This window comes from Nocardiopsis aegyptia (genome assembly GCF_013410755.1).
GTDB classification, from domain to species: Bacteria; Actinomycetota; Actinomycetes; order Streptosporangiales; family Streptosporangiaceae; genus Nocardiopsis; species Nocardiopsis aegyptia.
This window is the reverse complement of the sequence record NZ_JACCFS010000001.1, coordinates 4,635,681-4,661,904: the sequence shown is the minus strand read 5'-3', so window position 1 is coordinate 4,661,904 and position 26,224 is coordinate 4,635,681. Positions and strand designations below refer to the sequence as shown.

General features: G+C 71.7%; 22 protein-coding genes. 10 read left to right on the top strand and 12 right to left on the bottom strand.

What is annotated here, in order from left to right; all coding sequences use genetic code 11:
• The first annotated feature begins 6 nt into the window (after positions 1 to 6).
• Positions 7 to 2,202 (top strand): fumarate reductase/succinate dehydrogenase flavoprotein subunit, encoded by a 2,196-nt coding sequence (locus tag HNR10_RS20825; RefSeq protein ID WP_246406333.1) that lies wholly within the window; start codon positions 7 to 9, stop codon positions 2,200 to 2,202.
• Positions 2,199 to 2,990 (top strand): succinate dehydrogenase/fumarate reductase iron-sulfur subunit, encoded by a 792-nt coding sequence (locus HNR10_RS20820; protein ID WP_179826111.1) that lies wholly within the window; start codon positions 2,199 to 2,201, stop codon positions 2,988 to 2,990. The genes HNR10_RS20825 and HNR10_RS20820 overlap by 4 nt, the downstream gene beginning before the upstream one ends.
• A gap of 73 nt (positions 2,991 to 3,063) precedes the next feature.
• Here the strand turns inward: HNR10_RS20820 and HNR10_RS20815 are convergent, their stop codons facing one another.
• The 3 genes from HNR10_RS20815 to HNR10_RS32040 form a co-directional block, all read right to left on the bottom strand.
• Positions 3,064 to 3,801, bottom strand: coding sequence for an alpha/beta fold hydrolase (locus tag HNR10_RS20815; protein ID WP_179826109.1), 738 nt, complete (start codon positions 3,799 to 3,801; stop codon positions 3,064 to 3,066).
• 178 nt (positions 3,802 to 3,979) lie between these two features.
• Positions 3,980 to 5,449, bottom strand: a complete 1,470-nt coding sequence (locus HNR10_RS20810) for an NAD(P)/FAD-dependent oxidoreductase (RefSeq protein ID WP_179826108.1) — start codon at positions 5,447 to 5,449, stop codon at positions 3,980 to 3,982.
• 79 nt (positions 5,450 to 5,528) lie between these two features.
• On the bottom strand, positions 5,529 to 6,098 hold the full coding sequence (locus HNR10_RS32040) for an XRE family transcriptional regulator (protein ID WP_218897909.1): 570 nt from the start codon (positions 6,096 to 6,098) through the stop codon (positions 5,529 to 5,531).
• Positions 6,099 to 6,332: 234 nt separating this feature from the next.
• Here HNR10_RS32040 and HNR10_RS20800 point away from each other — a divergent pair, with 234 nt between their 5' ends.
• Positions 6,333 to 7,073, top strand: coding sequence for a class I SAM-dependent DNA methyltransferase (locus HNR10_RS20800; protein WP_179826106.1), 741 nt, complete (start codon positions 6,333 to 6,335; stop codon positions 7,071 to 7,073).
• 50 nt (positions 7,074 to 7,123) lie between these two features.
• On the opposite strand, the gene HNR10_RS20795 is transcribed toward HNR10_RS20800, so the two are convergent.
• The 4 genes from HNR10_RS20795 to HNR10_RS20780 form a co-directional block, all read right to left on the bottom strand.
• Entirely contained in the window at positions 7,124 to 7,759 is a 636-nt protein-coding gene (locus HNR10_RS20795) for an MBL fold metallo-hydrolase (protein WP_179826105.1), read from the bottom strand.
• Between the two features lie 111 nt (positions 7,760 to 7,870).
• Positions 7,871 to 8,863, bottom strand: a complete 993-nt coding sequence (locus tag HNR10_RS20790) for an adenylate/guanylate cyclase domain-containing protein (protein ID WP_179826104.1) — start codon at positions 8,861 to 8,863, stop codon at positions 7,871 to 7,873.
• 143 nt (positions 8,864 to 9,006) lie between these two features.
• Entirely contained in the window at positions 9,007 to 9,537 is a 531-nt protein-coding gene (locus HNR10_RS20785) for a PH domain-containing protein (RefSeq protein ID WP_179826103.1), read from the bottom strand.
• Between the two features lie 76 nt (positions 9,538 to 9,613).
• A complete protein-coding gene (locus tag HNR10_RS20780) occupies positions 9,614 to 10,477 on the bottom strand; it encodes a biotin--[acetyl-CoA-carboxylase] ligase (protein WP_179826101.1) in 864 nt (287 codons plus the stop codon).
• A 129-nt stretch (positions 10,478 to 10,606) separates the two neighbouring features.
• Here HNR10_RS20780 and HNR10_RS20775 point away from each other — a divergent pair, with 129 nt between their 5' ends.
• Complete coding sequence (locus HNR10_RS20775) at positions 10,607 to 11,215, top strand: Uma2 family endonuclease (RefSeq protein ID WP_179826099.1); 609 nt, start codon at positions 10,607 to 10,609, stop codon at positions 11,213 to 11,215.
• Positions 11,216 to 11,284: 69 nt separating this feature from the next.
• Here the strand turns inward: HNR10_RS20775 and HNR10_RS20770 are convergent, their stop codons facing one another.
• On the bottom strand, positions 11,285 to 13,846 hold the full coding sequence (locus HNR10_RS20770) for a phosphoenolpyruvate carboxylase (protein ID WP_179829860.1): 2,562 nt from the start codon (positions 13,844 to 13,846) through the stop codon (positions 11,285 to 11,287).
• 335 nt (positions 13,847 to 14,181) lie between these two features.
• Here HNR10_RS20770 and HNR10_RS20765 point away from each other — a divergent pair, with 335 nt between their 5' ends.
• The 3 genes from HNR10_RS20765 to HNR10_RS20755 all read left to right on the top strand — a co-directional run bounded on the left by HNR10_RS20765 (position 14,182) and on the right by HNR10_RS20755 (position 17,873).
• A complete protein-coding gene (locus HNR10_RS20765) occupies positions 14,182 to 15,792 on the top strand; it encodes an acyl-CoA carboxylase subunit beta (RefSeq protein WP_179826097.1) in 1,611 nt (536 codons plus the stop codon).
• On the top strand, positions 15,789 to 16,016 hold the full coding sequence (locus HNR10_RS20760) for an acyl-CoA carboxylase subunit epsilon (protein ID WP_179826094.1): 228 nt from the start codon (positions 15,789 to 15,791) through the stop codon (positions 16,014 to 16,016). Before HNR10_RS20765 ends, HNR10_RS20760 begins: the two co-directional genes overlap by 4 nt.
• Positions 16,017 to 16,100: 84 nt before the next feature.
• A complete protein-coding gene (locus tag HNR10_RS20755) occupies positions 16,101 to 17,873 on the top strand; it encodes an acetyl/propionyl/methylcrotonyl-CoA carboxylase subunit alpha (protein ID WP_179826092.1) in 1,773 nt (590 codons plus the stop codon).
• Between the two features lie 54 nt (positions 17,874 to 17,927).
• On the opposite strand, the gene HNR10_RS20750 is transcribed toward HNR10_RS20755, so the two are convergent.
• Positions 17,928 to 18,584, bottom strand: coding sequence for a Uma2 family endonuclease (locus HNR10_RS20750; protein WP_246407481.1), 657 nt, complete (start codon positions 18,582 to 18,584; stop codon positions 17,928 to 17,930).
• A 440-nt stretch (positions 18,585 to 19,024) separates the two neighbouring features.
• Here HNR10_RS20750 and HNR10_RS20745 point away from each other — a divergent pair, with 440 nt between their 5' ends.
• Positions 19,025 to 20,500 carry a dicarboxylate/amino acid:cation symporter gene (locus tag HNR10_RS20745; protein ID WP_179826090.1) on the top strand — a complete coding sequence of 492 codons (1,476 nt, stop codon included), beginning with the start codon at positions 19,025 to 19,027 and terminating at the stop codon, positions 20,498 to 20,500.
• A 186-nt stretch (positions 20,501 to 20,686) separates the two neighbouring features.
• Positions 20,687 to 21,934: a chemotaxis protein CheA gene (locus tag HNR10_RS20740; protein ID WP_179829858.1), complete on the top strand. Its 1,248-nt coding sequence runs from the start codon at positions 20,687 to 20,689 to the stop codon at positions 21,932 to 21,934.
• Between the two features lie 70 nt (positions 21,935 to 22,004).
• On the opposite strand, the gene HNR10_RS20735 is transcribed toward HNR10_RS20740, so the two are convergent.
• The 3 genes from HNR10_RS20735 to HNR10_RS20725 all read right to left on the bottom strand — a co-directional run bounded on the left by HNR10_RS20735 (position 22,005) and on the right by HNR10_RS20725 (position 24,561).
• On the bottom strand, positions 22,005 to 22,655 hold the full coding sequence (locus HNR10_RS20735) for an AAA family ATPase (protein ID WP_179826088.1): 651 nt from the start codon (positions 22,653 to 22,655) through the stop codon (positions 22,005 to 22,007).
• A gap of 7 nt (positions 22,656 to 22,662) precedes the next feature.
• On the bottom strand, positions 22,663 to 23,055 hold the full coding sequence (locus HNR10_RS20730; RefSeq protein ID WP_179826086.1) for a TFIIB-type zinc ribbon-containing protein: 393 nt from the start codon (positions 23,053 to 23,055) through the stop codon (positions 22,663 to 22,665).
• Positions 23,056 to 23,178: 123 nt separating this feature from the next.
• Positions 23,179 to 24,561 carry an NAD(P)H-quinone dehydrogenase gene (locus HNR10_RS20725; RefSeq protein WP_179826084.1) on the bottom strand — a complete coding sequence of 461 codons (1,383 nt, stop codon included), beginning with the start codon at positions 24,559 to 24,561 and terminating at the stop codon, positions 23,179 to 23,181.
• A gap of 213 nt (positions 24,562 to 24,774) precedes the next feature.
• On the opposite strand from HNR10_RS20725, the gene HNR10_RS20720 reads away from it, so the two are divergent.
• A complete protein-coding gene (locus tag HNR10_RS20720) occupies positions 24,775 to 25,599 on the top strand; it encodes a purine-nucleoside phosphorylase (protein WP_179826082.1) in 825 nt (274 codons plus the stop codon).
• The last annotated feature ends 625 nt before the right edge of the window (positions 25,600 to 26,224 follow it).

Sequence of the window (26,224 nt, the reverse complement as noted above, 5' to 3'; positions counted from 1 at the left end):
CCAGACATGCCCCCCACCACGGAACCGGACATCACCCGCTACTCCTACGACGTCGTGGTGATCGGGGCGGGCGGAGCCGGGCTCCGCGCCGCCATCGCCGCCCGCGAGCAGGGAAAGCGGACGGCCGTCATCTCGAAGTCGCTGTTCGGCAAGGCGCACACGGTCATGGCCGAGGGCGGCGCGGCGGCCGCGCTGGGCAACGCCAACGCCGACGACACCTGGACCGTGCACTTTCGCGACACCATCCGCGGCGGCAAGTTCCTCAACGACCCGCGGATGGCCGAACTGCACGCCCGTGAGGCTCCCGAGCGCATCCTGGAGCTGGAGTACTGGGGGGCGCTGTTCGACCGCACCCCCGACGGGCGGATCAGCCAGCGCAACTTCGGCGGCCACGAGTACCCCCGGCTCGCCCACGTGGGCGACCGGACCGGCCTGGAGATGATCCGCACGCTGCAACAGCGGATCGTGGCCCTCCAGCAGGCCGACGCCGCCGAGACGGGCGACCCCGACGCGATGCTGCGGGTCTTCGCCGAGACCGCGGTCACCGAACTGGTCACCGACGCCTCCGGAGCGGTGGCCGGGGCGTTCGGCTACCGCCGGGCCGACGGCGGGTTCGTGCTGTTCGAGGCACCGGCGGTCGTCCTGGCCACCGGCGGCATCGGCAAGGCGTTCCGGACCACGTCCAACTCGTGGGAGTACACGGGCGACGGCCACGCGTTGGCGCTGCGGGCCGGGGCGGGCCTGATCAACATGGAGTTCGTGCAGTTCCACCCCACGGGCATGGTCTGGCCGCCGTCGGTCAAGGGCATCCTCGTCACGGAGTCGGTGCGCGGGGACGGCGGCGTCCTGCGCAACTCCGAGGGGCGCCGCTTCATGTTCGACTACGTGCCGGACGTGTTCCGCGCGCAGTACGCGGAGTCGGAGGAGGAGGCCGACGGCTGGTACACCGACCCGTCGGGGCACCGCAGGCCGCCGGAGCTGCTCCCCCGCGACGAGGTGGCCAGGGCGATCAACTCCGAGGTCAAGGCCGGTCGGGGGTCGCCGCACGGCGGGGTGTTCCTGGACGTGTCCACGCGCATGCCCGCCGAGGAGATCCGGCGGCGGCTGCCGTCCATGCACCACCAGTTCAAGGAGCTGGCGGACGTGGACATCACCGCGGAGCCGATGGAGGTGGGCCCGACCTGCCACTACGTGATGGGCGGGGTGCGGGTGGACGCCGACACCGCCGCCTCGGACGTGCCCGGGCTGTTCGCCGCCGGCGAGGTGGCGGGCGGCATGCACGGGTCCAACCGGCTCGGCGGCAACTCGCTGTCGGACCTGTTGGTGTTCGGCCGCCGCGCCGGTCTGGGCGCCGCCGCCTACGTCGACGGGCTGGACGCGCGGGCGCCGGGCGAGGTGCTGGACGAGGCCGCGTCCCGGGCGGTCTCGGCGGCGCTGGCCCTGCTCAAGCAGGGCGACGGCGAGAACCCGTACACCCTGCACGGCGAGCTCCAGGACACGATGAACGACCTGGTCGGCATCATCCGGCGCGAGGGCGAGATGGAGCGGGCGCTGTCCCGGCTCGACGAGATGGTGCAGCGCGCCCGGCTGCTGAGCGCGCCCGGCGAGCGCGTGTACAACCCGGGCTGGCACCTGGCCCTGGCCCTGCCCAACATGCTCCTGGTGTCCCGGGCGATCACCCGGGCGGCGCTGGAGCGCACCGAGTCGCGCGGGGGCCACACCCGCGACGACCATCCGGACATGTCGCCGGAGTGGCGGCGGGTGAACCTTGAGGTCCGGGTCGGGCGGGACGGCGACGTCGAACTGTCGCGGCGCCCGGTCGCCGACATCCCGGCCGGGCTGCTGTCCGGGTTCGGCAACGACGAGCTGGCCAAGTACCTCACCAAGGAGGAGCTGCCCCAGGAGGTCGCCGCCGAGGCCGCCCGGGAGCCGGGCGGAACGGCCCCCGCGTCCGCGGACGCCGAGCCCGGTGCCGTGGGCGGTGAGGGCCCCGGCGAGGTGCCGGGCGAGGGCCCCGGTACGGCCGCGGCCTCGACCGGGACCGTGGACACCGCGGAGGAGGCGGGCGGCACGAGCGAGCGGGTCGCCTCGGGCAGGCCGGGCGGGCCCGACGGGGTTGAGGGGGCGGACGGAACCGACGGGGCGGACGACAGGAACGGCACGGGCGACACGGACGGATCGACCGAGGAGGACCGGTCATGAGCAAGCGGACGTTCCGGGTGTGGCGGGGCGCGGACGAAGGCACCCTGACCGAGTACGAGGTGGAGGTCAACGAGGGCGAGGTCGTCCTGGACATCCTGCACCGGCTCCAGGCCACCCAGACCCCCGACCTCGCCGTGCGGTGGAACTGCAAGGCGGGCAAGTGCGGGTCGTGCTCGGTCGAGATCAACGGCCGGCCCCGGCTGTCGTGCATGACGCGGATGAGCGTCTTCGAGGACGACGAGGTGGTGACGGTGACACCGATGCGCACCTTCCCGGTCATCCGGGACCTGGTGTGCGACGTGTCGTACAACTACCAGAAGGCGCGGGAGATCCCCTCGTTCACGCCGGACCCGGCGACCTCGCCCGGGGACTTCCGGATGCAGCAGGTGGACGTCGAGCGCTCGCAGGAGTTCCGCAAGTGCATCGAGTGCTTCCTGTGCAACAACGTCTGCCACGTCATCCGCGACCACGAGGAGAACAAGGAGCACTTCTCCGGCCCCCGGTTCCTGATGCGGGTGGCGGAGCTGGAGATGCACCCCGAGGACACCGCGGACCGGCGCCGGATCGCCGACGAGGAGTTCGGCATGGGCTACTGCAACATCACCAAGTGCTGCACTGAGGTGTGCCCGGAGAACATCCACATCACCGACAACGCCCTCATCCCGCTCAAGGAGCGGGTGGCCGACCGCAAGTACGACCCCCTGGTGTGGTTGGGCTCGAAGATCGGCCGGCGGCCGAAGGACACCCCGATCGCGCCGCACACCCGGCGCCCCACCGACGGGACCTGACCCGGGGACCCACCCCCGGAGCCCGTGGCCGGAGATCCCCCTCCGGCCACGGGCGTCTTCCCGTTCCCGGCCCTCACGGGGGGTTCCGGGACCAGAAGGCGTCGAGCCGGTCGGCGAAGCCCGGGGCCGCGGCGACGAAGTGGCCGGCACCCGGATACACGCAGCGCTCACCGCCGAGCGCGGTCGCGAGCGCGTCGCAGATCCGCTCGAACGCCGCCGCGTGGCCTCCGGAGGCGACCAGCACCGGGACACCGGCGGCACGGATGGCGTCGAGGCGCGGACGGGCCTGCCCGGTCGGCCGACTCCCGTGCGCCCGCCGGACGCCCGCGACCACGGCTTCGGGGATCGGGCCCTCACCGAGGGGAGCGCCCACGAGGCGCAGGAACGCGCGCAGCTCGGCCGGGTCCGCGGCCATCCCCCGGGCGAGGACGGCGTCGCCGAGACGCTCCAGCCGCGCCACCTCCGGATCGTCGGGGACGAGGTGGTGGAGCGGCGGCTCGATCAGGGTCAGCGAACGCACACCACCGGGCTCGGCGGCGGAGGCGATCAGCACCCCGAGAGCACCGTAGGAATGGGCGACCACGTGCGGACGGCCCGCGAGCAGCGGTGCCACGTCCCGCGCGTCCTGCTCGAAGTCCTGGCGCTCCCGCGGTGGCGGACTCGGCGGGTAGCCGCGGCGGTGGACGGAGGCCAGCGTCCACCGGTCGGCCAGCGGGGCCAGGGCGCCCCACGTCGTGCGCGGACCGGCTCCGCCGTGCACGAGCAGCACCCCCGGCCCGGAACCCTCACGTACCACCACGATCTCGTCCACCGGGTGAGCCTAGCGTCACGCACGCGAACACCCGTCGGCGCTCCTCCCGCGTGACCGTCGAGGCGGCCCATCCCGATCGCCGCGGGGCCGAAGCCGCAGTGGAAGCCGGGTTCGTTCTGCGCCGGCCCGGCGCCGCTCGCCGGTCCGTGCGGGGGCGGGGTCTCCTGAGGGGTCGAGGTCATTCGCGCAGCCCCGCCAACCTGGATCCGAAGCGGGCGATGAGGGAGGTCTCCTGGGAGTGCCTGCTCTCCTCCCAGCGGTCGGCGACCCCGAAGAGCCGGTACATGGCGTGCACACCGACCCAGCGGATCGGTTCGGGCTCCCATCGGCCGGAGTCGTGGTCGTTCCAGGGCAACCGGGTGAGCGGGGTGTCGCGTTCGGCCGCACGGTCCAGGAGGGTCCGCGCCGCCAGGCGGGTCGCGGTCACGCCGTGGCCGGCGAACCCGCGCACGACGCCGACGCGGGTCGAGGGGTCGAAGAACACCCCGGCGCACCAGTCCCGGGTCACGCCGATCGCGCCGCGCCAGGCGTGCTCGACGGTGAGGTCCGTGCCGGGGAAGAAGTGCCTGAGCCGGTCGTGCAGCGTGCGCACGGTGCGGGCGTCGACCATGCCCGGGCCGGGGGTGCCCGAGGCGTAGGCGTAGGGCGTGCCGCGCCCGCCGATCGCGATGCGGCCGTCCTCGGTGCGCTGGGCGTAGACGAAGGTGTGCGCCGCGTCGCTCAGGCATTCGCGGCCGTCCCAGCCGATCCGTTCCCAGACCGCGTCCGGGAGCGGGTCGGTGACGATCATCGAGGAGTTGACGGGGATGGCCTCGCGCCGGCCCAGGCCGGGCACGTCGCCCTCGACCTGTCCGGAGTAGGCCTCCAGGCAGCACAGGACCGTGGCGGCGCGCACGTCGCCGCGGGTGGTCGTGACCCGGCCGGCCCCGACGCGCGTGACGCGGGTGCCTTCGAGGATCCGCACGCCCCGGCGCTCCACGGCACGCGCCAGGCCCCGGGTGAGCTTGGCCGGGTCGACCCGGGCGGTGGGCCGGTAGTGCAGCCCGCCCAGGGCCGGGGCGACCGCCACGCGCTCGGCGACCTGGCCGGCGTCGAGGAGGTCGAGTTCGGATGCGTGGTAGCCGTGGGCGAGGTTCGCGGCGTGCGCCCGCTCCAGCCGCTTCAGCGCGGCGGGGGTGGTGGCGATCTGGAGGTGGCCGCCCTGGTGCTGGTCGGCGTCGACCCCCTCCTCGGCCAGGACGCGCAGGGTGTCGTCGATCGTCGCGTTCATCTCGCGCTGGAAGGCGCTGACCTCGGCGACGCCGTCGAGGCCGCGGGCGCGGGCGGCCCGGGCGTAGACGGCGCGGTTGCCGGGCAGCAGCGTGGACATCCAGCCGCCGTTGCGCCCGGAGGCGCCGTAGCCGACGTGCTCGGCCTCCAGCACGGTGACGGACCGGCCGGGGTCCTCGACGACGGCCTGGTGGGCGGCCCACAGTCCGGTCAGGCCGCCGCCGACGATCACGAGGTCCTGCCGCTCCTCGGGGAGCGGGGCGGACCTTCGGTCGGGGGTCGGCGCGGAGGGCGATCCGGAGGGTTCGGCGGGCGGCGCGGCCGGAGGGCCGGACGCCCACATCCAGTGTGAGACCTCGCCGTTGCGGTAGGCGGTCATCGGAGTCTCCCGTCGTGTGGACCGGCGGCCCGGACGGCGGGCGGCCGGAGGTGACCGGGCGGCGGCCCGGTCGCGGTGCTCAGTAGGTGGGCGGGGCGATCGCCCAGAGCACACGGGCCTCGTCGCTCCCCGTCGTCTCCACGACGCGGTGCGGCTCGCTGCTGCGGTAGTGGACGGAGTCGAGGGCGGAGAGCCGGTGGCGCTGGTCGCCGACCCACACCTCCACCTCGCCGGACAGGACCAGGAGCAGCTCCTCGGAGTCGCCGTGGGTGTGGGCCTCCACGCCGGTGGAGCCGCCGGGGGCGAAGTGGCCGAGCAGGACTTCGAGGTGGTCGAAGGCGGACGGCGTGAGCTTGACCTTGGTCGCGCCCTCGCCGAAGGACATACCGCGGGTGTCGCGGAAGCGCAGGACGGCGCTGGCCGAGGCCGCGGCCTGGTCGAAGAGGTCGCCGACGTTGAGCTTGAGGACCGCGCACAGCCGTTGGAGGGCGCGCACGCTCGCGTTGGCCTGGTCGCGTTCGATCTGCGACAGGTAGCCCTCGGTCAGGCCGGACTGGTCCGCCACGTCCCGGAGCGTGAGCTGGAGGGCTCGCCTGCGACGGCGGATCCGGGCGCCGATGTCGGCGGGGGAGTCTGTGTCGTCGTTCACCACGGAGGTGAAACTAACAGCTCTTTACAAACATCACAATGGACTTCGCTGTCACTAAATTTTTCTTTAGTCGGTGGGTATGACCTGCGCAACCGTGTGCGGGGCGCCGCGCTCAGCGGGTCGCGCGCAGACCTGTGGGACGGCGCGGGCCGGCTGACCACCGACCGCCGCCAGGCTCCCGGCCGGGCGGAAAACCGGGTGCGGGGCCGGGCACGGCCGGGTTACGGTCCCCGGATGACGCACGACGACGGATACTTCGGCGAGGAGATCGCCGCCGACTACGACGCGTCGGCGGCCACGATGTTCGCCCCCGAGGCGGTCACTCCGGCGGTCGACCTGCTGGCGGACCTGGCCGGGGACGGGACCGTCCTGGAGTTCGGGGTCGGTACCGGCCGGATCGCCCTGCCACTGGCGCGGCGCGGCGTCCCTGTCCACGGCATCGACATGTCGCGGGCGATGGTCGACCGGCTGCGCGCCAAGCCCGGCGCGGACGCGGTCGGCACCACGATCGGGGACTTCGCGACCACGCGGGTCGGGGGCGACCGATCCCTGGTGTACCTGGTGTTCAACACGATCGACAACCTCACCACCCAGGACGCGCAGGTGGCGTGCTTCGAGAACGCCGCCGCCCACCTGCGGACGAGCGGCCGGTTCGTGGTGGAGGTGGGTGTGCCGGAGCTGCGGCGGCTGCCCGCCGGCCAGCGCGTGCTGCCGTTCGGGCAGAGCGGTACCCAGTGGGCCTTCGACGTCTACGACTGCGCCACCCAGGCGATGAGCTCGAACTACATCACCGTGGACGGCGGGAAGGGCTCGGTCCGGTCGATCCCGTTCCGCTACGTGTGGCCGGCCGAGCTGGACCTGATGGCGCGGATCGCCGGGATGCGGCTGGTGGAGCGCTGGGCGGGCTGGAACCGCGAGCCGTTCACGCACGAGAGCACCGGGCACGTGTCCGTGTGGGAGAAGTCCGCCCCCTGAGCCTGTGCGACCGGGCCGATCGGGCCGACCGGGTCATCGGGCCGATCGGGTCAGAAGCCCCGGGAGGCCCAGTCGTCGAGGTGCGCGGCGGCTTCGGCGATCGTCGTGGACTCACCGTGGCCGGGGTGCACGACCGTCTCGCCCGGCAGGGCCACGAGGTGGTCGCGGATGGAGGCGATGATCGTCGGGAAGTCCGAGAACGGCTGGCCCGTGGCCCCCGGACCGCCGGGGAAGAGGGTGTCGCCGGTGAAGACCACCCCGAGCTCGGCCGCGTACAGGCTCACCCCGCCGGGGGTGTGTCCCGGCGTGTGCAGGACGGAGAGCTCCATACCGCCGACCCGCAGCACCTCGCCGTGCAGCAGCGGGGCGTCGGGTTCACGCGCGGGGTGGACCTGGTGCCACAGCTCGGCGTCGTCGGGGTGGAGCAGGATCGGCGAGTCCGTGAGGTCGGCCAGGGCGACCGCCGCGTTGACGTGGTCGCTGTGCCCGTGGGTGGACACGATGGCCATCAGTTCGCGGTCGCCCAGCCCCCGGGCGATGGCCTCGTGGTCGTGGGCGGCGTCGATGACGATGGCGTGCTCGCGGTCGCCCACGATCCAGACGTTGTTCTCGACGTCGAAGTCGCCGCCCTCGAGGCTGAAGATGCCCGAGGTACGAAGGCGCTGGACGGGGGAGGAGTCATGCACGGGTTCACCACCTGACGTCTGAGGAGATGACCGGGAGATGCCCCAGTCCTGCTGGTCCTACCACTTCGACCCTATCCCCCGGGCAGGATCCGCACACGCGTATCCCCCGCCTCAGTGGCCGCCGGGCTCGAAGTTGCGGCGCAGGGCGTAGGGCTGGATGAGACCGAGCCCGTGCGCGTGGCGGGCCCGCACCTTGACCACCTGGAGATCGTCGTCGTCGGTGAGGCTCTCGGCCAGGGCGTCGTCGATGAGCACGGTGCCGGGCCGGGCGAAGGAGGTCAGTCGGCTGGAGCGGTTGACGGTGGTGCCGAAGACGTCGCCGTGCAGGGTCAGGACCGGCCCGTAGGCCACCCCGACTCTGACGTCGGGCACCTCCACGTGCGTCTTGACCCCCGAGGCCAGCCGCAGGGCGATGTCGGCCGCCTGCTGGGGGGCGTCGGCGACGTAGAGCACCTCGTCGCCGAGCGTCTTGACCACCCGGCCGCCGCCGGAGGCGACGATGTCCGCCGCGGTGGCCTCGAAGCCCTCCACGACCTCGGCCAGCTCGACCTCGTCGAGTTCGCGGCTGAGGGTGGTGAAGGAGACCAGGTCGGCGAACCCGACGATCAGCGGGTAGTAGTTGGGGACCACGTCGTCGCCGTTGGACATCACCGCCAGCGTGCGGGCGGTCGACGCGGCGAGCTGGCGGCGCCAGATGTGCAGCAGCAGCCGTTCGACGTCCGGCAGCAGTTCCTTGACGTGGTTCATCAGCGGACTGGCCGCGGAGGTGTCGCCGTCCTTGAAGATGAGGGTGCTCAGGATGCTGGTCTGCCAGTCGGCCAGGCGCGCCATCGTCTGCCCCATGGCGCGGGCGAAGCGGACCACGCCCTCCTCGTCCAGCACGCCCTCCTGCAGGAGCGAGTTGGTGATGCGCAGGGCCTCGACGTCGCTCTCGGCGAAGATGACGGAGTCGTCGCCCAGGGCGGGGAAGCCGAGGGCGCGCCAGACGCGCCCGGCGATCTCGGGCTCGGCACCGGCGAGTTCGATCGCCTGTTCCCTGGTGTAGACCGCTTCACCGCCGAGCAGGACGGTTTCGATCGCTTTCGGGTCGGGACGCGACGGCATTCGTTCTCTTTCACAGGACCGTCCCCACCGCTGTGGGGAGCGAGCACTTCGTCATCCGGCCGACGGTGCGGCACCGGCTCAGTACCAGCTTACGCCCGTGGTCACTCCCCGCGAGGGGGTGGGCGCTCACCGATGACGGCCGGTCAGCCGCCGGAGCCCGGAGGAACATCCGGTCTCCGGACCGTGTGGACGGCGTTGACCTGGCGGTAGATCTCGGACTGGAACCACTGGGGCCTCGGCACCCGGCGCAGGACCATGCCCTCCTGCTCCGACGCCGACTGTACGGACAACGTTCCGTACCGCATGAGGCGTTCCCAGAGCGAGATGGCGAAGGAGACGTCGTTGACCCTGGTGAGGGGGATGTCCCGGCCCTGTCTGGACACGATGCCGTCACGCATCATCAGGCGCTGGTTGGTGAGGATGTAGACGGTGGTCGACCACCTGAGCATGGGGACGAACCAGAAGACGATCGCGGCGACCAGGCCGACGCCCACCACCACGGCCATGGCGATCAGGCTCCAGTCCTGGTCCCACGGGAGGAACCACAACGCGGTTCCGACGACCGCGACGATGAGCAGCAGCGCCACGAACTCGCCCACCAGAACGGTCCAGTGCTGGCGGGCGACGTGGACGAGCTCCTCGCCGTCGGAGAGATATCGGTCCGCGATAGCCATAACGGTGATCATGGCACAAGCCGCCCCGACGCGGGAGGCCGCCGACGACCGCTTGTGGACAACCCCCAGGGGGCGATCAGCCGCCCGGCCGCACGTGGACGACGTCGCCCGCGCTCAGCGCCGTCCGGCCCTCGGGGCCGTCGACCAACAGCCGGGCGTCGCCGTCGACTCCGGCGGCCACCCCCTCCAGCAGTCCGTCGCCCGGCAGGTGGACACGGACCCGACGGCCGATGGTCACGCAGAGTTCACGGTAGGCCGCGGCCAGGCCGCACGCGCCGGCGTCGCCCCCGGCGGCCGACCAGGGGGTGTAGAGCTCCTCGAACTCCCGCAGCAGCTCGGTGAGCAGCTCGCCCCGGTCCAGGCTCGCGGCGCCCTCGCCGCGCAGGGAGACCGCGGTGTCCACGGGCAGCTCGGAGCGGTCCTGGGAGACGTTGAGCCCGATCCCGACGACCACCCCCAGGGCGTCGGGAGCGGAGAAGTCCGCCTCGGACAGGATGCCCGCGAGCTTGCCGTCCTCCTCGGCCTCCCCGGCACGCTCCGCGGCGGGCACGAGGAGGTCGTTGGGCCACTTGAGCACGGCCGCCACCCCGGACACCCGCCGCACGGCGGTCACCGCGGCCACGCCCATGATCACGGGGATCCACCCGAGCGCGTTGGTCGGCACCCGGGGGCGGAGCAGGACGGAGAAGGTCAGCGCGGCGCGGTCCGGCGTGGTGAACACGCGGCCCAGGCGCCCCCGGCCGGCGGTCTGGTGCTCGGTCACCAGGACGCTGCCGTGCGGCGCGCCCGTCGCGGACCGCGCGACCAGTTCGGAGTTGGTCGACCCCACGGCCGGCACCACGTCGACGCCGCGCCACATGCGACCGGGGCGGACGAGCGCGGCGTTGAGCGCCGCGGCGTCGAGCGGCGGGCGGGGAAAGGTCTCGGTGTCACTCGGCATGCCCCCATTACAGCAGCGCCGAATCCCGCACCGGAAACCCATGTGCTGCGGAAGGCCGCCGGTTACCCTGAAACCAGCACAGCGATGATCGCGGGTTGCTACGTTCAGTTACCGGAGGTGACGCGGCAGATGAGCATCGCGGAAATCGAGGCGGTCGAAGGTCCCCTGCCTCATTGGGAAATCATGTTGCGCGCCTTGGACGACCTGAACGTGCCCGAAGGCTGGCGGGCCGAGATCATCGAAGGCGAGATCATCGTTGTGGCTCCCCCCGACTACGAGCACAGCCAGATCGTCTGGCTCATGACCAAGGCGTTGACACGCGAGGTCCTGCGTGAGGGCAGTGCGCTCGCCCACGCCGAGGTCCACCAGACCCAGGACTTGAAGATCCCCCGAACCGGCAGCATGTATTTCCCGGATCTGATGGTCCTGCCCGAGAGCGCGCCCGACCCTGACGCCGAGAATCCCGCCGCCGACGCGATCCTCGTCATGGAGGTGACGTCTAGGAGCACCGCGAAGAGGGACCGCAAGGCCAAGCTCTGGGGCTACGCTCACGCCGGGATTGCGCTGTACCTGTTGGTGGACCGTCGGGATCCGACTACCCGCAAGGGTGAGGTGACCCTCTTCTCCGAACCGGAGAACGGTGTCTACACCAGCGTGGTGAAGGTCCCGTTCGGCAAGGAGATCCACCTTCCCGAGCCGTTCGACCTCACGCTGGACACTTCCGAGTTCCCGGCCTGAACCGCCGGCCCGCGCACAGCACGGCGCCCCCGCACCCGGACGGGTGCGGGGGCGCCGTGCTGTGCGGCGTCAGCCGGTGTTCTGCAGGCCGGCGGCCACGCCGTTGACCGACAGCAGGAGCAGCCGCTCCAGGTGCTGCTGGTCCTGCTCCGACAGCGCGTCGGCCTCCTCGCCGCGCAGGGCCTCCAGGGCGCGCAGCTGCAGGTGCGAGAGCGCGTCCACGTACGGGTTGCGCAGGTCCACGGCGCGCGAGAGCACGGCGCGGTTCTCCAGCAGGCGGCTGTGCCCGGTCACCTTGAGCACGAGGTCGCGGGTGCGGTCGTACTCGGCCAGGACGCGTTCGCTCAGCTCCTCACGGCCGCCCAGCGCCAGGTACCGCTCGGCGATGGTGCGGTCGGTCTTGGCCAGGCTCATCTCCGCGTTGTCCAGCAGCGACGCGAACATCGGCCACTCGCGGTAGGCGGCCCGCAGCACGTCCAGGTCCTCGACGGCGGCCAGGCCGGTGCCCAGACCGAACCAGCCGGGCAGGTTGACGCGGGTCTGCGTCCACGCGAACACCCACGGGATGGCGCGCAGGTCGCCCAGTCCCCGCGCGGCGCCGCGACGTGCCGGGCGCGAGCCCAGCCGCAGCTCGCCCAGCTCCTCCAGCGGGCTGACCCGGGAGAACCACACCGCGAACTCCTCGGTGTTGATGAGGTCCAGGTACGCCTCCTGGGCGGCGGCCGCGATGCGGTCGGCGTAGGGCCGGTACCGCTCGGCGGCGGCGCGTTCGTGCTCCTGCACGCTGTCGGTGGAGGCCATCAGCACCGCGTGGCCGACCTGTTCCACGTGCCGGCGGGCGATCGCCGCCTGGCCGTAGCGGGCGAAGATGACCTCGCCCTGCTCGGTCACCTTGAAGCGCCCGCCCACGGAGCCGGGCGCCTGCGCGAGCAGGGCGCGGCTGGCCGGACCGCCGCCGCGGCCGAGGGAGCCGCCCCGGCCGTGGAAGAGGGTCAGCCGGATGTCGTGCTCGGCGGCCCACGCCGCCAGGCGCGCCTGGGCGTCGTACAGGCGCAGGGTCGCGCTCACCGGGCCGACGTCCTTGGCGGAGTCGCTGTAGCCCAGCATGACCTCGATCCGCCGGTCGGACTCCCCCAGCCGCCGCTGTACCTGGGGCAGCTTGAGCATGCCGTCGAGCACGTGCGGCGAGGCGTCCAGGTCGGCGCCGGTCTCGAACAGCGGGATGACGTCGAGGACGATCCGGCGCCGTTCCCCCAGCGCGTGCTCCACCAGCTCGTACACGGCCTCGATGTCCTCGGCCGACCGGGTGAAGCTGACGATGTAGCGGCGGCACGCCTCCACGCCGAAGCGCTCCTGGATCCAGGCGATCACCCGGATGGTGTCCAGGACCTCCTCGGTGCGCTCCGAGCGCGGCCCGCCGGCGCGCAGTTCGGCGAGCGCGGCCGCGTGGACCTCGCTGTGCTGGCGGATCTCCAGCTCGGCCAGGTGGAAGCCGAAGGTCTGCGCCTGCCAGATGAGGTGCTGGAGTTCGCCGTAGGCCTGGCGGACGGCGCCGGCGGCCACGAGCGAGTCCTGGACCAGCCGCAGGTCGGCGAGGAAGGCGTCGGCGTCGGGGTAGGCCAGGTCGGCGTCGCGCTCACGGGTGGCGCGCAGCCGGGCCGCGGCCAGCAGCAGGAGCTGGCGGTGCGGCTCGTTGGGCGAGCGGCTGGTGATCTGCGCCATTAGCGCGGGCTGGCCCGCCTTGCCGGTGGCGAGGGCGTCGAGCAGGGCCGGGGCGGCCGGGGTGAGGTTCGAGTACGCCGTGAGCGTGCGCGCGACCCGGTCGCAGGCCCGCTCCAGCCCGATCAGCACGTGCTCGGACTGGATGTTCATGGCCTCGCGGGTCACCTCGGAGGTGACGAACGGGTTGCCGTCGCGGTCGCCGCCGATCCAGGTGCCGTAGCGCACGAACGGGGTCGCGCGCGGGGCGCGGACGCCGGTCCCCTCGGGGTCGACGGCCGTGTCGAGCGTCCGGTACACGTGCGGGATGACGTCGAAGATCGTCTCGTCGAACGCGGCGAGCGCGGTGCGCACCTCGTCGAGCGGGTCGAGCTTGGTGTAGCGCAGCTGCGAGGTGCGCCAGAGGAGGTCGATCTCCTCCAGCAGGCGCCGGTGCGCCTCGGCGGCGGCGGAGCTGCCCTCGTGGGAGGCGTGCCAGGCGTCCAGCTGCGCGCTGATCCGCAGGATGGAGGTGGAGACGGCGCGGCGGCGGGCCTCGGTGGGGTGCGCGGTGAGCACGGGGTGGAACTCCATCCCCGCGATCAGCTCGTCCAGGCGCTCCTCGCCGCCCTCGGCCTCGCGGATGGCGCGCACGGCCGCCGCGAGGGACTCGCGGGGCGGGTTCGCGGCGTCGTCGCGCTCGCGCAGGGCGCGCATGCGCTGGTGTTCCTCGGCCAGGTTCGCCAGGTGGAAGTAGACCGTGAACGCCCGCGCGACCTGTTTGGCCCGCTCCAGCGGCCACGCCGCGACGATCGCGGTGATCTCCTCCGTGGTGACCGCGCCGTCCCGGGCACCGATCACGGCGTGCCTGAGCCGTTCGACGTCGGAGAGGAGGTCCGCTCCGCCGCTTTCGGCGAGGACCGTTCCGAGCATCTCGCCGAGCAGTTTGACGTCATTCCGAAGCTGCTCGGGGACTTCCTGTCGGGCACTGTCGCGTTCTGCGCTTACCGCTGTCATAGGCCCGACCATACAGAGATCGCGCACGTGGGCCGGTGCGCGGGGGTGTATTTTGACGGTTTTGCCAACGCGTTAATCATTGTTACTCCCAGCCTTCCGTGAACAGGAAATCACGCCGTTTTCGGATCCGAAGCGGACCATTCCACGACCGCCCCGGACGTGTCGCCGCACGTGGACGGGCCCCGGGACCCGTCGGGAAACCGTGGGCCGCGTGCCCGGCCGCCGACCCCGCCGGGCTAACCTGAGCTGTTATGGCCAACGAAGCCCCTGAACCGCTGTCCGCGGCTGAGATCGACATCCACACCACCGCGGGCAAGCTCGCCGACCTGCAACGGCGCAGGTACGAAGCCGTCCATGCCGGGTCCGCGCGAGCCGTCGAGAAACAGCACGCCAAAGGCAAGATGACCGCACGCGAGCGGATCGACGCACTCCTCGATCCCGGCTCGTTCGTGGAGTTCGACGCCCTGGCCCGACACCGATCCACCAACTTCGGACTGGACCGCAACCGCCCCTACGGCGACGGCGTCGTCACCGGCCACGGCACGGTCGACGGACGCCCCGTCGCGGTCTTCAGCCAGGACGTCACCGTCTTCGGCGGATCGCTGGGCGAGGTCTACGGCGAGAAGATCTGCAAGGTCCTCGACCACGCCCTCACCAACGGGTGCCCCGTGGTGGGCATCAACGAGGGCGGCGGCGCGCGCATCCAGGAGGGGGTGGTCGCGCTCGGGCTGTACGCCGAGATCTTCAAGCGCAACACCCACGCCTCCGGCGTCATCCCGCAGATCTCCCTCATCATGGGCGCGGCGGCCGGCGGGCACGTCTACTCCCCCGCCCTGACCGACTTCGTCGTCATGGTCGACGAGACCTCCCAGATGTTCATCACCGGCCCGGACGTCATCAAGACGGTCACCGGCGAGGACGTGTCGATGGAGGAGCTCGGCGGGGCACGCACCCACAACACCCGGTCGGGCGTGGCCCACTACATGGGCGCCGACGAGCAGGACGCCATCGACTACGTCCGGACCCTGCTCTCGCACCTGCCGGACAACAACCTGGAGGAGGCGCCGCTCCTGCCCGCGGAGTCCCCCGCGGGCGCCGAGGCGACCGAGACGGACCTGGCGCTCGACACCTTCATCCCGGACTCGGCGAACCAGCCCTACGACATGCGGCAGGTCGTGGAGGCGGTGCTGGACGACGGCGACTTCCTGGAGGTCCACGCCCAGTTCGCCACCAACATCGTGGTGGGCTTCGGGCGCGTGGACGGCCGGTCGGTCGGCGTGGTCGCCAACCAGCCGATGAGCTTCGCCGGCTGCCTGGACATCGACGCCTCCGAGAAGGCCGCGCGCTTCGTGCGCACCTGCGACGCGTTCAACGTCCCCGTGCTCACCTTCGTGGACGTGCCCGGGTTCCTGCCCGGAACGGACCAGGAGTGGGACGGCATCATCCGGCGGGGCGCCAAGCTCCTGTACGCCTACGCCGAGGCCACGGTCCCGCTCATCACCGTGATCACCCGCAAGGCCTTCGGCGGAGCCTACGACGTCATGGGGTCCAAGCACCTGGGCGCCGACGTCAACCTGGCCTGGCCGACCGCGCAGATCGCGGTCATGGGCGCCCAGGGCGCGGTCAACATCCTGCACCGGCGCACGCTGGCCGAGGCCGACGACGTCGAGGGCGAGCGCACACGGCTGGTCGGCGAGTACGAGGACACGCTCCTCAACCCCTACTCGGCGGCCGAGCGCGGCTACGTGGACGGCGTCATCATGCCGTCCGAGACCCGCGACCAGGTCGCCAAGGCGCTCAGGGCACTGCAGAACAAGCGTGAGCAGCTGCCGCCCAAGAAGCACGGGAACATTCCGCTGTGACCGCGCACGAGAACCCGCCCCACCTGGTGGTGGTCCGGGGCGAACCGACCGCCGAGGAGCTCGCGGCGCTCACCGCCGTGCTCAGCGCACGCGCGGCCGCCGCCAGGGCCGCCGCCGAGGCACCCGTGCCCACCGCGCCCGCCTCCGGATGGCGGGACCGCTCACGGGGGCTGCGGACCCGGCTGTACCCCGGCCCGGGCGCCTGGCGCCGGAGCCTGCGGTGACGCCCGTGCCCCTCGTACACAGCACCGACTCGTCGAGCGTCCGGCGTGTGACCGTCCCACGCCGCAGCAGGAGGATTTCCCACCGTGCGTAAAGTTCTGATCGCCAACCGCGGCGAGATCGCCGTCCGGATCGCCCGCGCCTGTCGCGACGCGGGCCTGGGCAGCGTCGCCGTCTACGCCGAACCCGACCTCGACGCGCTGCACGTCAAGGTCGCCGACGAGGCCCACGGACTCGGGGGGTCCACCCCCGCCGACTCCTACCTCGACATCGCCAAGCTGCTGGCCGTGGCCGCCGAATCGGGCGCCGACGCGGTCCACCCCGGTTACGGGTTCCTGGCGGAGAACGCCGACTTCGCCCAGGCCGTCATCGACGCCGGGCTCACCTGGATCGGCCCGCCCCCGTCCGCGATCACCGCCCTGGGCGACAAGGTCCAGGCCCGCCACATCGCGCAGAAGGTCGGCGCCCCGCTCGTGGCGGGCACGCCGGACCCGGTGGAGTCCGCCGAGGAGGTGGTGGCCTTCGCCGAGGAGCACGGGCTGCCCATCGCGATCAAGGCCGCCTTCGGCGGCGGCGGCCGCGGCCTCAAGGTCGCCCACACCCTGGCGGAGGTCCCCGACGCCTACGAGTCGGCGGTGCGCGAGGCCGTCACCGCGTTCGGGCGCGGCGAGTGCTTCGTGGAGCGCTACCTCGACAAGCCCCGCCACGTGGAGACGCAGTGCCTGGCCGACACGCACGGCAACGTCGTGGTGGTCTCCACCCGCGACTGCTCGTTGCAGCGCCGCCACCAGAAGCTCGTGGAGGAGGCCCCGGCCCCGTTCCTGACATCCGAGCAGAACGAGAAGCTGTACGCCGCGTCCAAGGCCATCCTGGCCGAGGCCGGGTACGTGGGCGCGGGCACCTGTGAGTTCCTGGTCGGGGTGGACGGCACGATCTCCTTCCTGGAGGTCAACACCCGGCTCCAGGTGGAGCACCCGGTGACCGAGGAGGTCACGGGGGTGGACCTGGTGCGGGAGATGTTCCGGGTCGCCGACGGCGAGGAGCTGGGCTTCACCGACCCGCCGGTGCGCGGTCACTCCTTCGAGTTCCGGATCAACGCCGAGGACGCGGGCCGGAACTTCATGCCGGCGCCGGGCACGATCACCGAGCTGTCGATGCCGGGCGGGCCGGGCGTGCGCGTGGACACCGGCTGCGAGGCGGGCTTCACCGTCCCGCAGGCCTTCGACTCGATGGTGGCCAAGCTGATCGTGTCGGGGCGCACCCGCACCGAGGCGCTGGAGCGGTCGCGCCGGGCGCTGGCGGAGTTCACCGTGGGCGGGATGCCCACGGTCATCCCGTTCCACCAGGCGGTCGTGTCCGATCCGGCGTTCGCACCGGCCGACCCGGAGCGGGCGTTCGGGGTCTACACGCGGTGGATCGAGACCGAGTTCGAGAACACCATCGCGCCGTGGGCTGGCACGCCCGGCGAGGCGGAGGCGGTCGAGCGGGAGACGGTCACCGTGGAGGTGGGCGGCAAGCGCCTGGACGTGGTGCTGCCCGCGGGTTTGGGCGCCGCGGCCGCCGCGGCTCCGGGCGAGGCGGGCGGTGGGCGCCGCAAGCGCGCCTCGCGCAGGGGCGGGTCTGGCACGGCCGCGGTCAGCGGTGACGCGCTGGTCTCGCCGATGCAGGGCACCGTGGTCAAGCTGGTCGCCGAGGAGGGCCAGGCGGTGGCCGAGGGCGACACGGTCGTGGTCATCGAGGCCATGAAGATGGAGCAGCCGCTGACCGCCCACAAGGCGGGCACGGTCGAGGGGCTCAAGGTCGCCGCGGGCGAGACGATCGGCAACGGCGCCGTGGTCTGTGAGATCAAGGACGCCTGACGCGTCAGGGCACACGCCAGGGGGAGGCGCCGGGAGACCGGGGCCTCCCCTTCCTCAATGCCTCGGAAGCTTCGTCAGGTCGATGTCCAACTTGCAGGGAACGGAGACCTCCAGCCGCTCCCTGTGGACGCTCACGTTCGTGTAGCGCTTGTTGACCGGATCGAGTTCGTAGACGTACACGACCGGGCCCTTGTCGTCCCTGTCCACCAACCAGAAATGAGGGATCCCCGCCTCGGCATAGAGCTGAGGCTTGCGCTCCCGGTCCCTGATCGCAGATTCGGGAGACACGACCTCAACGGTCAGATGCACGGGTTCCGGACCGATCCACGTCGAGTCCATCCCCTCTGATACTTCCTCCCCCACCAACATGAGGTCGGGCTCCGGGCGCTGCTTCTCGCCAAGTTTGAGGGTGAATTCCCGGTAGACCGACAGGTCGCTCGGGACCTGGTCATCCAGCTGCTGTTCGAGCAGCTTGAGCATGAGCATGTGAAAGCGCTTCTGGGGGCTCACCAGTACCAGGCTTCCGTCGATGAGTTCGGCGTGCGGCGGAAGATCCGGGATGCGGTCGAGGTCGTCGGCGGTGAAGCCCTCCTGCGGAGGCATGGGGAGCGTCACTTCGCCGAACGCGGAGACCGAGCGCTCGGCCACGGTTGGAACAGACATGTCGCTGCCTCCGGTCGTCGGATCGTTCTCATCACCAACGGTAGCCATCACTGTCACCCCGTCACGGTGTTTTCCTGGATTGTCTCACCCGGACCCGCAGCTGAGGGTGATCCTCGCCGCACCCCTGTGTCCCTCCTGCCCCAGGATGCCCCAGCGCACGGGCCCTGCGGGCCCCGCGCCCGAAATTCATCCCATGACACGTATGGAACAAATAAGGAACCAGGGTTATTGTTCTCCATTGTGACGAACATCTGGGGACTGACGCGAAGGTGGCACATCGACCTGTGCCGCTTCGACAGCCACGCGTGTAGCTAGGTCCACGCGCGCCCGTCCGGGCTGCGCGCCGCACACCCGTATCCACCCCCAGATCACCCTCCCGCGGTGATCCCGCCCCATCCCCTGAGCCGGGCCCTTCTGTCCCACGGCGCCGACCGCGCCGTCGTTCACCTGCGCCCGGCCTGCTTCCACCACCTCTGGAGTCACCTGCCGTGTCCGCGCAGACCACCGTCAAGCGCAAGCGTCCACGCTTCCCGTTCGCCGCCCAGGTCCTCGCCGGCCTGGTCCTCGGCCTCCTCCTGGGTGTCGTCGCCCTCCAGCTCGGCACCACCGGCGACGGTGAGCCGAACTGGCTCGCCGTCACCCTGGAGACCGTCGGCTCGACCTTCGTCTCGCTGCTGCGCACGATCGTCCCGCCGCTGATCGTCCTCGCCGTCATCTCCTCCATCGCCAACCTGCGCAACGTCGCCAACGCCGCGCGGCTGGCCTGGAAGACGCTGCTGTGGTTCGCCATCACCGCCCTGATCGCGGTCGGGATCGGCATCACGCTCGGCCTGGTCTTCCGTCCGGGCCTCAACAGCGCGGTGGACGCCTCCACCGCCGCCACGCCCGACTCGCACGGTTCCTGGCTGGCGTTCATCGAGAGCATCGTCCCGGCCAACTTCCTCGGACTGGCCGCGAGCACCTCGGCCGCCGACGACGGCTCGCTGTCGACCTCGCTGTCGTTCAACGCCCTGCAGCTCATCGTGATCGCCGTGGTCCTGGGCATCGCCGCGGTCAAGGTCGGCAAGCCCGCCGAGCCGTTCATCAACTTCACCGCCTCGGCCCTGGACGTCGTGCTCAAGGCCCTGTGGTGGGTCATCCGCCTGGCCCCGATCGGCACCGTCGGCCTGCTGGGCAACGCGGTCTACAGCTACGGCTGGACCACCATCGGTGCACTCGGGCAGTTCTCGATCACCATCTACGTCGGCCTGGCCCTCGTGGTGTTCGTCGTCTACCCGCTGCTCGCCTTCGTCAACGGGCTCTCCCCGATCAAGTACCTGACGGGTGTGTGGCCCGCCGCCCAGCTCGGCTTCGTGTCCCGCTCCTCCATGGGCACGCTGCCCGTGACCCAGCGGGTCGCCGAGCAGAACTTCGGCGTGCCCCGCCACTACTCCGCGTTCGCGGTGCCGTTCGGCGCGACCACCAAGATGGACGGGTGCGCCGCGATCTACCCGGCGATCTCGGCGATCTTCGTCGCCCAGTTCTTCGGCATCGACCTCGGCGTCACCGACTACCTGCTGATCGTGTTCGTCTCGGTCATCGGTTCGGCCGCCACCGCCGGCACCACCGGCGCGACCGTCATGCTGACCCTGACCCTGTCCACCGTGGGCCTGCCCCTGGAGGGCGTCGGCCTGCTGCTGGCCGTCGACCCGATCCTGGACATGGGCCGCACCGCGACCAACGTGGCCGGGCAGGCGTTCATCCCGGCGATCGTGGCCAAGCGCGAGGGCATCCTCGACCTCGCCCGCTACCACGCTCCCCGCGGCGTGACCGGGTTCGTGCCACTCGACGAGGAGTCCGGCTCCGTCCCGGGCGGCGCCGACTCCGACGCCGTCGCCGGGACCGCGGGCGACGACGAGGACGCCGACACCACGGCGTCCGAGCGCTCCGTGACGAAGGAGAAGGCCGGGTACGGCACGAGCTGACCCACCGCTCCCCGCACGACCGCGACGGCCCGCCGGAGGACTCCGGCGGGCCGTCGCGCGTGTCAGTGCGGTGGGACCGTGCGGTGAGACACTGACGGTGACGGGAACTGTCCAGGTGCCTCGTTCGTCCCTACGGGTGAGGGAGGCGAGAGGAACGACATGTTGCGCCGCTTGGTAACACCCACAGTGCTGACCGCCGGACTCGCGGCGGCGGTGGTGACCGCCTCGGTGGTGCCCGCCGGGGCCGACACCCAGGACGGGCTGCCCCCGACCCAGGACATCGTCGACGAGCTGGAGAACGACGGGGTCTTCATCGACCCCAGCATCACCACGGTTCCCGACTCCGACATCGGGGCGCTGGAGACCGCCGCGGCCGAGGCCGAGGTCCCCGTCTACTACGTCTTCGTCCCCGAGGGCAACGCCACGTCCGCCTCCGGGGTCGAGCAGTTCATGGATCCCGTCATGGCCGACGTCGGTGACGGCGTGTACGGGGTGCTCTCCGGTTCGGAGAACTTCTTCGTCGTCTCCCCCAACGTGGAGGACACCGCCGCGATCCGCGAGGAGGCCCTCGCCAACGGCGGCGACCCGCCCAACCCGATCGACACCCTCGTGGCGATGCCCGAGGCCGCGGCCGAGACCCAGGAGGCCCCCGCCGGGGGCGTCACCTCCGGCGTCGTCCTGCTCGCGATCCTCGTGCTGCTCGTCGCGGGCGGCGGCTGGTTCGTCTACAACCAGCGCAAGAAGCGGGCCGAGGAGAAGGCCAAGCAGCTCGCCGAGATCAAGCAGATGGCCACCGAGGACGTCGTCCGGCTGGGCGAGGACGTCGCGCGGCTGGAGATCGACCTCTCCGCGGTCGACGACGACACCCGCACGGACTACTCCCGGGCCATGGACTCCTACGACCAGGCCAAGTCACTGCTCGACACCCTCCAGGAACCGGACCAGGTGCGGACGGTCACCAGTGCCCTGGAGGACGGCCGCTACTACATGACGGCCACGCGGGCGCGGTTGAACGGCGAGGAGGTGCCCGCGCGGCGCGGACCCTGCTTCTTCAACCCGCAGCACGGCCCGTCCACCACGGACGTCGAGTGGGCCCCGCCCGGCGGCTCCCCGAGGTCGGTCACGGCGTGCGACGCCTGCGCCCGGGCCGTGCGCACGGGCGGACAGCCCGACGTGCGCCTGGTCGAGGTCGACGGCGAGCGCCGGCCCTACTACGACGCGGGCCCGGCCTACTCGCCCTACGCCGGCGGCTACTTCGGGATGGACATGATGATGGGCATGTTCACCGGCATGATGATGGGCTCCATGATGGGGTCCATGCTCGGCGGCGGCATGATGGGCGGCGACATGGGCGGCGGAGACATGGGCGGTGACTTCGGCGGAGGTGACATGGGCGGCGGAGACTTCGGGGACTTCGGCGGCTTCGACTTCTGACCGGCGCGCACCCGCGACGACGCACGCGGCCCCGGGGCACCCGCCCCGGGGCCGCTGTCATGTCCGGGGCCTACGCCTCCGGGTGCCGGGGGTCGGCGGCGTCGAGGCGCTCGACCCAGGCCGCGACCTCGGCCGCGGTGTCCGCGGGTCCCGCCGTGGTGGTGTCCACCAGGGTGAGCGGCGGCGTGAGGTGGTCGGCCTCCTCCGCCACCCAGTCGGCGAAGTCCAGCGTCTCGGCGATGCGCTCCTCGTCCCATCCGCGCCAGGCCGGACGGGCCCGCAGGCGTGCGGCCAGGACCCCGGGATCGCAGGTCAGCGCCAGGTAGTGCACGTCGGTGAACAGGGCGCGCTCGGGCAGCGGCTCGAACTCCGGCGGCACGACCGTCCCGCAGAGCACCACCGGGCGCCCGTTCTGCTGCACCATGGCGGCCGTGCGCAGCCAGGTGGAGCGGAACAGGCGGTGTTCGTCGGCGGGGTCGCGGAGCCCGCCCACCCACAGCAGGTCCTGTTCCAGGACCACGAACCGGTCCCGGAGCCGCTCCAGCAGCAGGCCGGCGATGGTGGACTTGCCGGTGCCGCTGGGGCCGGACACACAGTAGAGCGGCCGCCGCAGGAAGGGCCGGGTCCGGCCGCAGTCCGCGCACGACAGGAGCGACGCCCCCGCGCTCGTGTCGGGGACGTCGTTCCACGCACCGCAGTGCGTGCAGATCAGCGGATGCACCGCCGGCTCAGTCGAAGAGGTCTTCGAGGAAGCTCTTGCGGCGCTTGCGGCCGTAGGGGCGGGGCGAGTCCTTGTAGCCGCCGTAGGGGCGCGGGGAGTCCTTGAAACCACCGTAGGGGCGCGGGGAGTCCTTGTAGCCGCCGTAGCCGCCACGAGCGGGGTAGCCGCCCTGCGCGGGGTATCCGCCGCCCTGGGCCGGGTAGGCGGGCGGCGGCGGGGGCGGGGTCGGGGGCACGGAGGGGTCGGGCGGAACGGCACCGTAGTGCCTCTGTTCGGCGTTGGCGATGGCCTCCAGCTCTCCCCGGTCCAGGAAGATGCCCTGACAGCCCTCACAGCGCTCGATGTGGACGCCGTGCCGGTCGAAGGTACGCATGTGGCCTTGGCACTTGGGACAGATCATGTCCGGATCCTACGGCCTCCGGCCTTCGTTTCGCATATGGGTCGGGGCCCGCCGTGGACGTCTTGGCCGCGCACACGGAGAGCCCCGTCGTTCCAGCGCGCCCACGGGCGCGACGGGGGCCGCCTACTCCGGGGAGGCGAGCATGAGCGAGCGGGCGGCCTCGGTGACGCTACCGGACAGCGACGGGTACACCGCGAAGGTGTGCGCGAGGTCGTCCACCGTCAGGCGCTGCTGCACGGCCACCGACACGGCCAGGATGAGCTCGCTGGCGCGGGGGCCGACGATGACCCCGCCCAGCACGATGCCCGTGTGCTGGCGGCAGATGAGTTTGACGAAGCCGTCCTTGACCTCGTTCATCTTGGCGCGCGGGTTGGTGTTCAGCGGCAGGGTGACCGACCGGCCGTCGATGCGGCCGCTGCGGACGTCGTCCTCGCTGGCGCCGACCGCCGCCAGCTCTGGGTGGGTGAACACCGTGGAGGCCACGGTGGACAGCTTGAGCGGGGACACGGCCTCGCCCAGGGCGTGCCACATCGCGATCCGGCCCTGCATGGCGGCCACGGAGGCCAGCATGTTGACGCCCGTGCAGTCGCCGGCGGCGTACACGCCCGGGACGGTGGTGCGCGAGACCCGGTCGACCTCGACGAAGCCGCCCTGGGCCAGGCGGACCCCGGCCTCCTCCAGCCCCAGGCCCTCGGTGTTGGGGATCATGCCGACCGTCATCAGGCAGTGGCTGCCCTCGACCGTGCGGCCGTCCGACAGGGTGACGACGACACCGTCGTCGGTGCGACGGACCGACTCGGCGCGCGTCTGGCTGAGGACCGTCATGCCGCGGCGCATGAAGACCTCCTCCAGGACCTCGGCGGCGTCGGCGTCCTGGGTGGGCATGACGCGCTCGCGGGAGGAGACGAGGGACACGTCGGAGCCAAGGGACTGGTAGGCGCTGGCGAACTCGGCGCCGGTCACGCCCGACCCGACCACGATGAGCCGTTCGGGCAGCTCCTCCAGGTCGTACAGGTGGCGCCATGTGAGGATGCGCTCGCCGTCGGGCTTGGCCGTGGGCAGCTCACGCGGGTGGGCGCCGGTCGCCAGCAGCACGACGTCCGCGCGCAGTCGCTGCTCGCCGACCGCGACGATGTGCGGGTCCACCAGGCGGGCCTCGCCCTCGACGACCTTCACGCCCTCCTTGACCAACCGCTTGCGCGTGTCCTCGGACTGCGCCTGGGCGAGGTCTTTGATGCGGGGGTTGACCTGCGAGATGTCCACCTCGACCTCGGCCTTGTCCTCGTGGACCGAGGGGATGTTGATCCCGAGGATGTCGGCCTCGCGCACGTACGTGGTGCGGGTCGAGGTGGCGATGAGGCTCTTGGAGGGCACACAGTCGGTGAGCACGCAGGCGCCGCCGATACCGTCGCGGTCCACCACCGTCACGTCCGCGCCGAGCTGTGCGGCGACCAGCGCCGCCTCGTAGCCCCCGGGTCCGCCCCCGATGATCACGACCTTCGTCACGCTGCTTCACTCCCTCTGCGGGCGACCCCTCGGCCCGTTCCCGGTCCGGGTGACATTCGGGCATGGCGGGGCGCCACCTGGATGTATCGGTTGCCTCCATTGTCGTCTATGGGGACCTGTGCCCACCTCAGCCACCCCGGCGTCCGGGATTCCGCTCCCCGTACAGCGTTGCGTTCCGGAACAATCCCACTACACAGCGGTAGCATCCGACTTGTGAGCGAAACAGAGCAGCCGCCCCGGACCACCGACGAGGCGAAGGCGCTGGCGGCCACCGCCGCGAAGGACCTGCTGGCGCGCGCCGGCGCGGACAACTTCGACGCCATGGTCGTGCTCGGCTCCGGCCTGACCGGCGCGGCGGACACACTGGGTTCGGCGGACATCGAGTTCGACTCCACCGAGCTCCCCGGATTCCACGCCCCCACCGCCGTCGGGCACTCCCCCAAGGTGCGCAGCATGTGGGTGGGCGAGAAGCGCGTCGCCGTGTTCATGGGGCGCGTGCACGTGTACGAGGGCTTCGAGGCCATCCAGACCGCGCACGCCGTGCGCACCGGCATCGCGGCGGGCGCGCGGACGGTCGTCCTCACCGGCTCGGCCGGCTCCCTGCGCGCGGACATCGCGCCCGGTCAGCCGGTGGTCGTGCGCGACCACATCAACCTCACCTCGACGTCGCCGCTCAAGGGCGCCTCGTTCGTCGACCTGTCCGAGGCCTACAGCCCCCGCCTGCGGCAGATCGTCCACGACGCCGACGCCACCCTCGCCGAGGGCGTCTACGTGGCCACGGTCGGCCCGCAACTGCAGACCCCCGCCGAACTCCAGGTCCTGGGCCAGGCCGGCGCTGACGTCGTGGGCCGCTCGATCGTACTGGAGACCATCGCCGCGGTGGAGATGGGCGCCGAGGTGCTGGCCCTGGCCATGGTCAGCAACGACGCCCTGGGAACGGTGTTCCACCCCTTCGAGTCCGAACGCGCCCTGGAGGTCGTGGAGCAGCGCGCCCCGCGCCTGGGATCGCTCATCAACCGGGTGCTCACCACAGCCTAGTTTTGGGCACGTCTGTGTTTTTTTGGGGGCCTCCGGCTGTCTGTGTTTTTTTGGGGCCGCCGCTCGTTCCTCGCTTTGGCCCGTGCTCGGGGCGCCGAGTAGCCAGTGTTCTTCGTCGTCGACTTGCCTTGCTCGTTCCTCACTGCGGCCCCGTCTCCTCCTGCAGAACACTGGCGCGCCCCTCGCGAACCCCCCAGCGGTCCCCTCACCTGTAGAGGCTTCAACCCCCTGTGGACCCCATCGCGCAACGGCCTACCTCCAACCCACTCGGGTTGAGCCAGGCCGTATCGTGCGGCTTCAACCCGCTGGCCCTGAGGCACAGCGGGTTGGGCTTGCGCGTTCGCGCCTTCGGAGCCGTGGCGGTTGAGCGTGACCGGTTCCGCTCGCGGCAACCACGCGGGGTTGGGCCTGGGCGTGTGTGCCTTCGGAAGCGCTGGGGGGGTGTGCACCTGCGGGCCTGCGTGAACCCCTGGGGGGTTGACGTGAACGATGTGCTTGTGGGGACCACAGGGGGTCTATCCGGGCCAAAGCGAGGAACGAGCGGAGGCCCAAAGAAAGCACAGGGGTGAGGGGCGCGCCGGTGCCTGCAGGAGGAGCCGAGCCGGAGCGAGGAACGAGCGCAGGC

What these genes read in the sequence shown, in the direction of transcription:
- HNR10_RS20825 (WP_246406333.1), top strand. Translation starts at nt 7, where the DNA reads ATGCCCCCCACCACGGAACCGGACATCACCCGCTACTCCTACGACGTC.
- HNR10_RS20820 (WP_179826111.1), top strand. Translation starts at nt 2,199, where the DNA reads ATGAGCAAGCGGACGTTCCGGGTGTGGCGGGGCGCGGACGAAGGCACC.
- HNR10_RS20810 (WP_179826108.1), bottom strand. Translation starts at nt 5,449, where the DNA reads ATGACCGCCTACCGCAACGGCGAGGTCTCACACTGGATGTGGGCGTCC.
- HNR10_RS20800 (WP_179826106.1), top strand. Translation starts at nt 6,333, where the DNA reads ATGACGCACGACGACGGATACTTCGGCGAGGAGATCGCCGCCGACTAC.
- HNR10_RS20790 (WP_179826104.1), bottom strand. Translation starts at nt 8,863, where the DNA reads ATGCCGTCGCGTCCCGACCCGAAAGCGATCGAAACCGTCCTGCTCGGC.
- HNR10_RS20785 (WP_179826103.1), bottom strand. Translation starts at nt 9,537, where the DNA reads ATGGCTATCGCGGACCGATATCTCTCCGACGGCGAGGAGCTCGTCCAC.
- HNR10_RS20780 (WP_179826101.1), bottom strand. Translation starts at nt 10,477, where the DNA reads ATGCCGAGTGACACCGAGACCTTTCCCCGCCCGCCGCTCGACGCCGCG.
- HNR10_RS20775 (WP_179826099.1), top strand. Translation starts at nt 10,607, where the DNA reads ATGAGCATCGCGGAAATCGAGGCGGTCGAAGGTCCCCTGCCTCATTGG.
- HNR10_RS20770 (WP_179829860.1), bottom strand. Translation starts at nt 13,846, where the DNA reads ATGCTCGGAACGGTCCTCGCCGAAAGCGGCGGAGCGGACCTCCTCTCC.
- HNR10_RS20765 (WP_179826097.1), top strand. Translation starts at nt 14,182, where the DNA reads ATGGCCAACGAAGCCCCTGAACCGCTGTCCGCGGCTGAGATCGACATC.
- HNR10_RS20750 (WP_246407481.1), bottom strand. Translation starts at nt 18,584, where the DNA reads ATGGCTACCGTTGGTGATGAGAACGATCCGACGACCGGAGGCAGCGAC.
- HNR10_RS20730 (WP_179826086.1), bottom strand. Translation starts at nt 23,055, where the DNA reads ATGATCTGTCCCAAGTGCCAAGGCCACATGCGTACCTTCGACCGGCAC.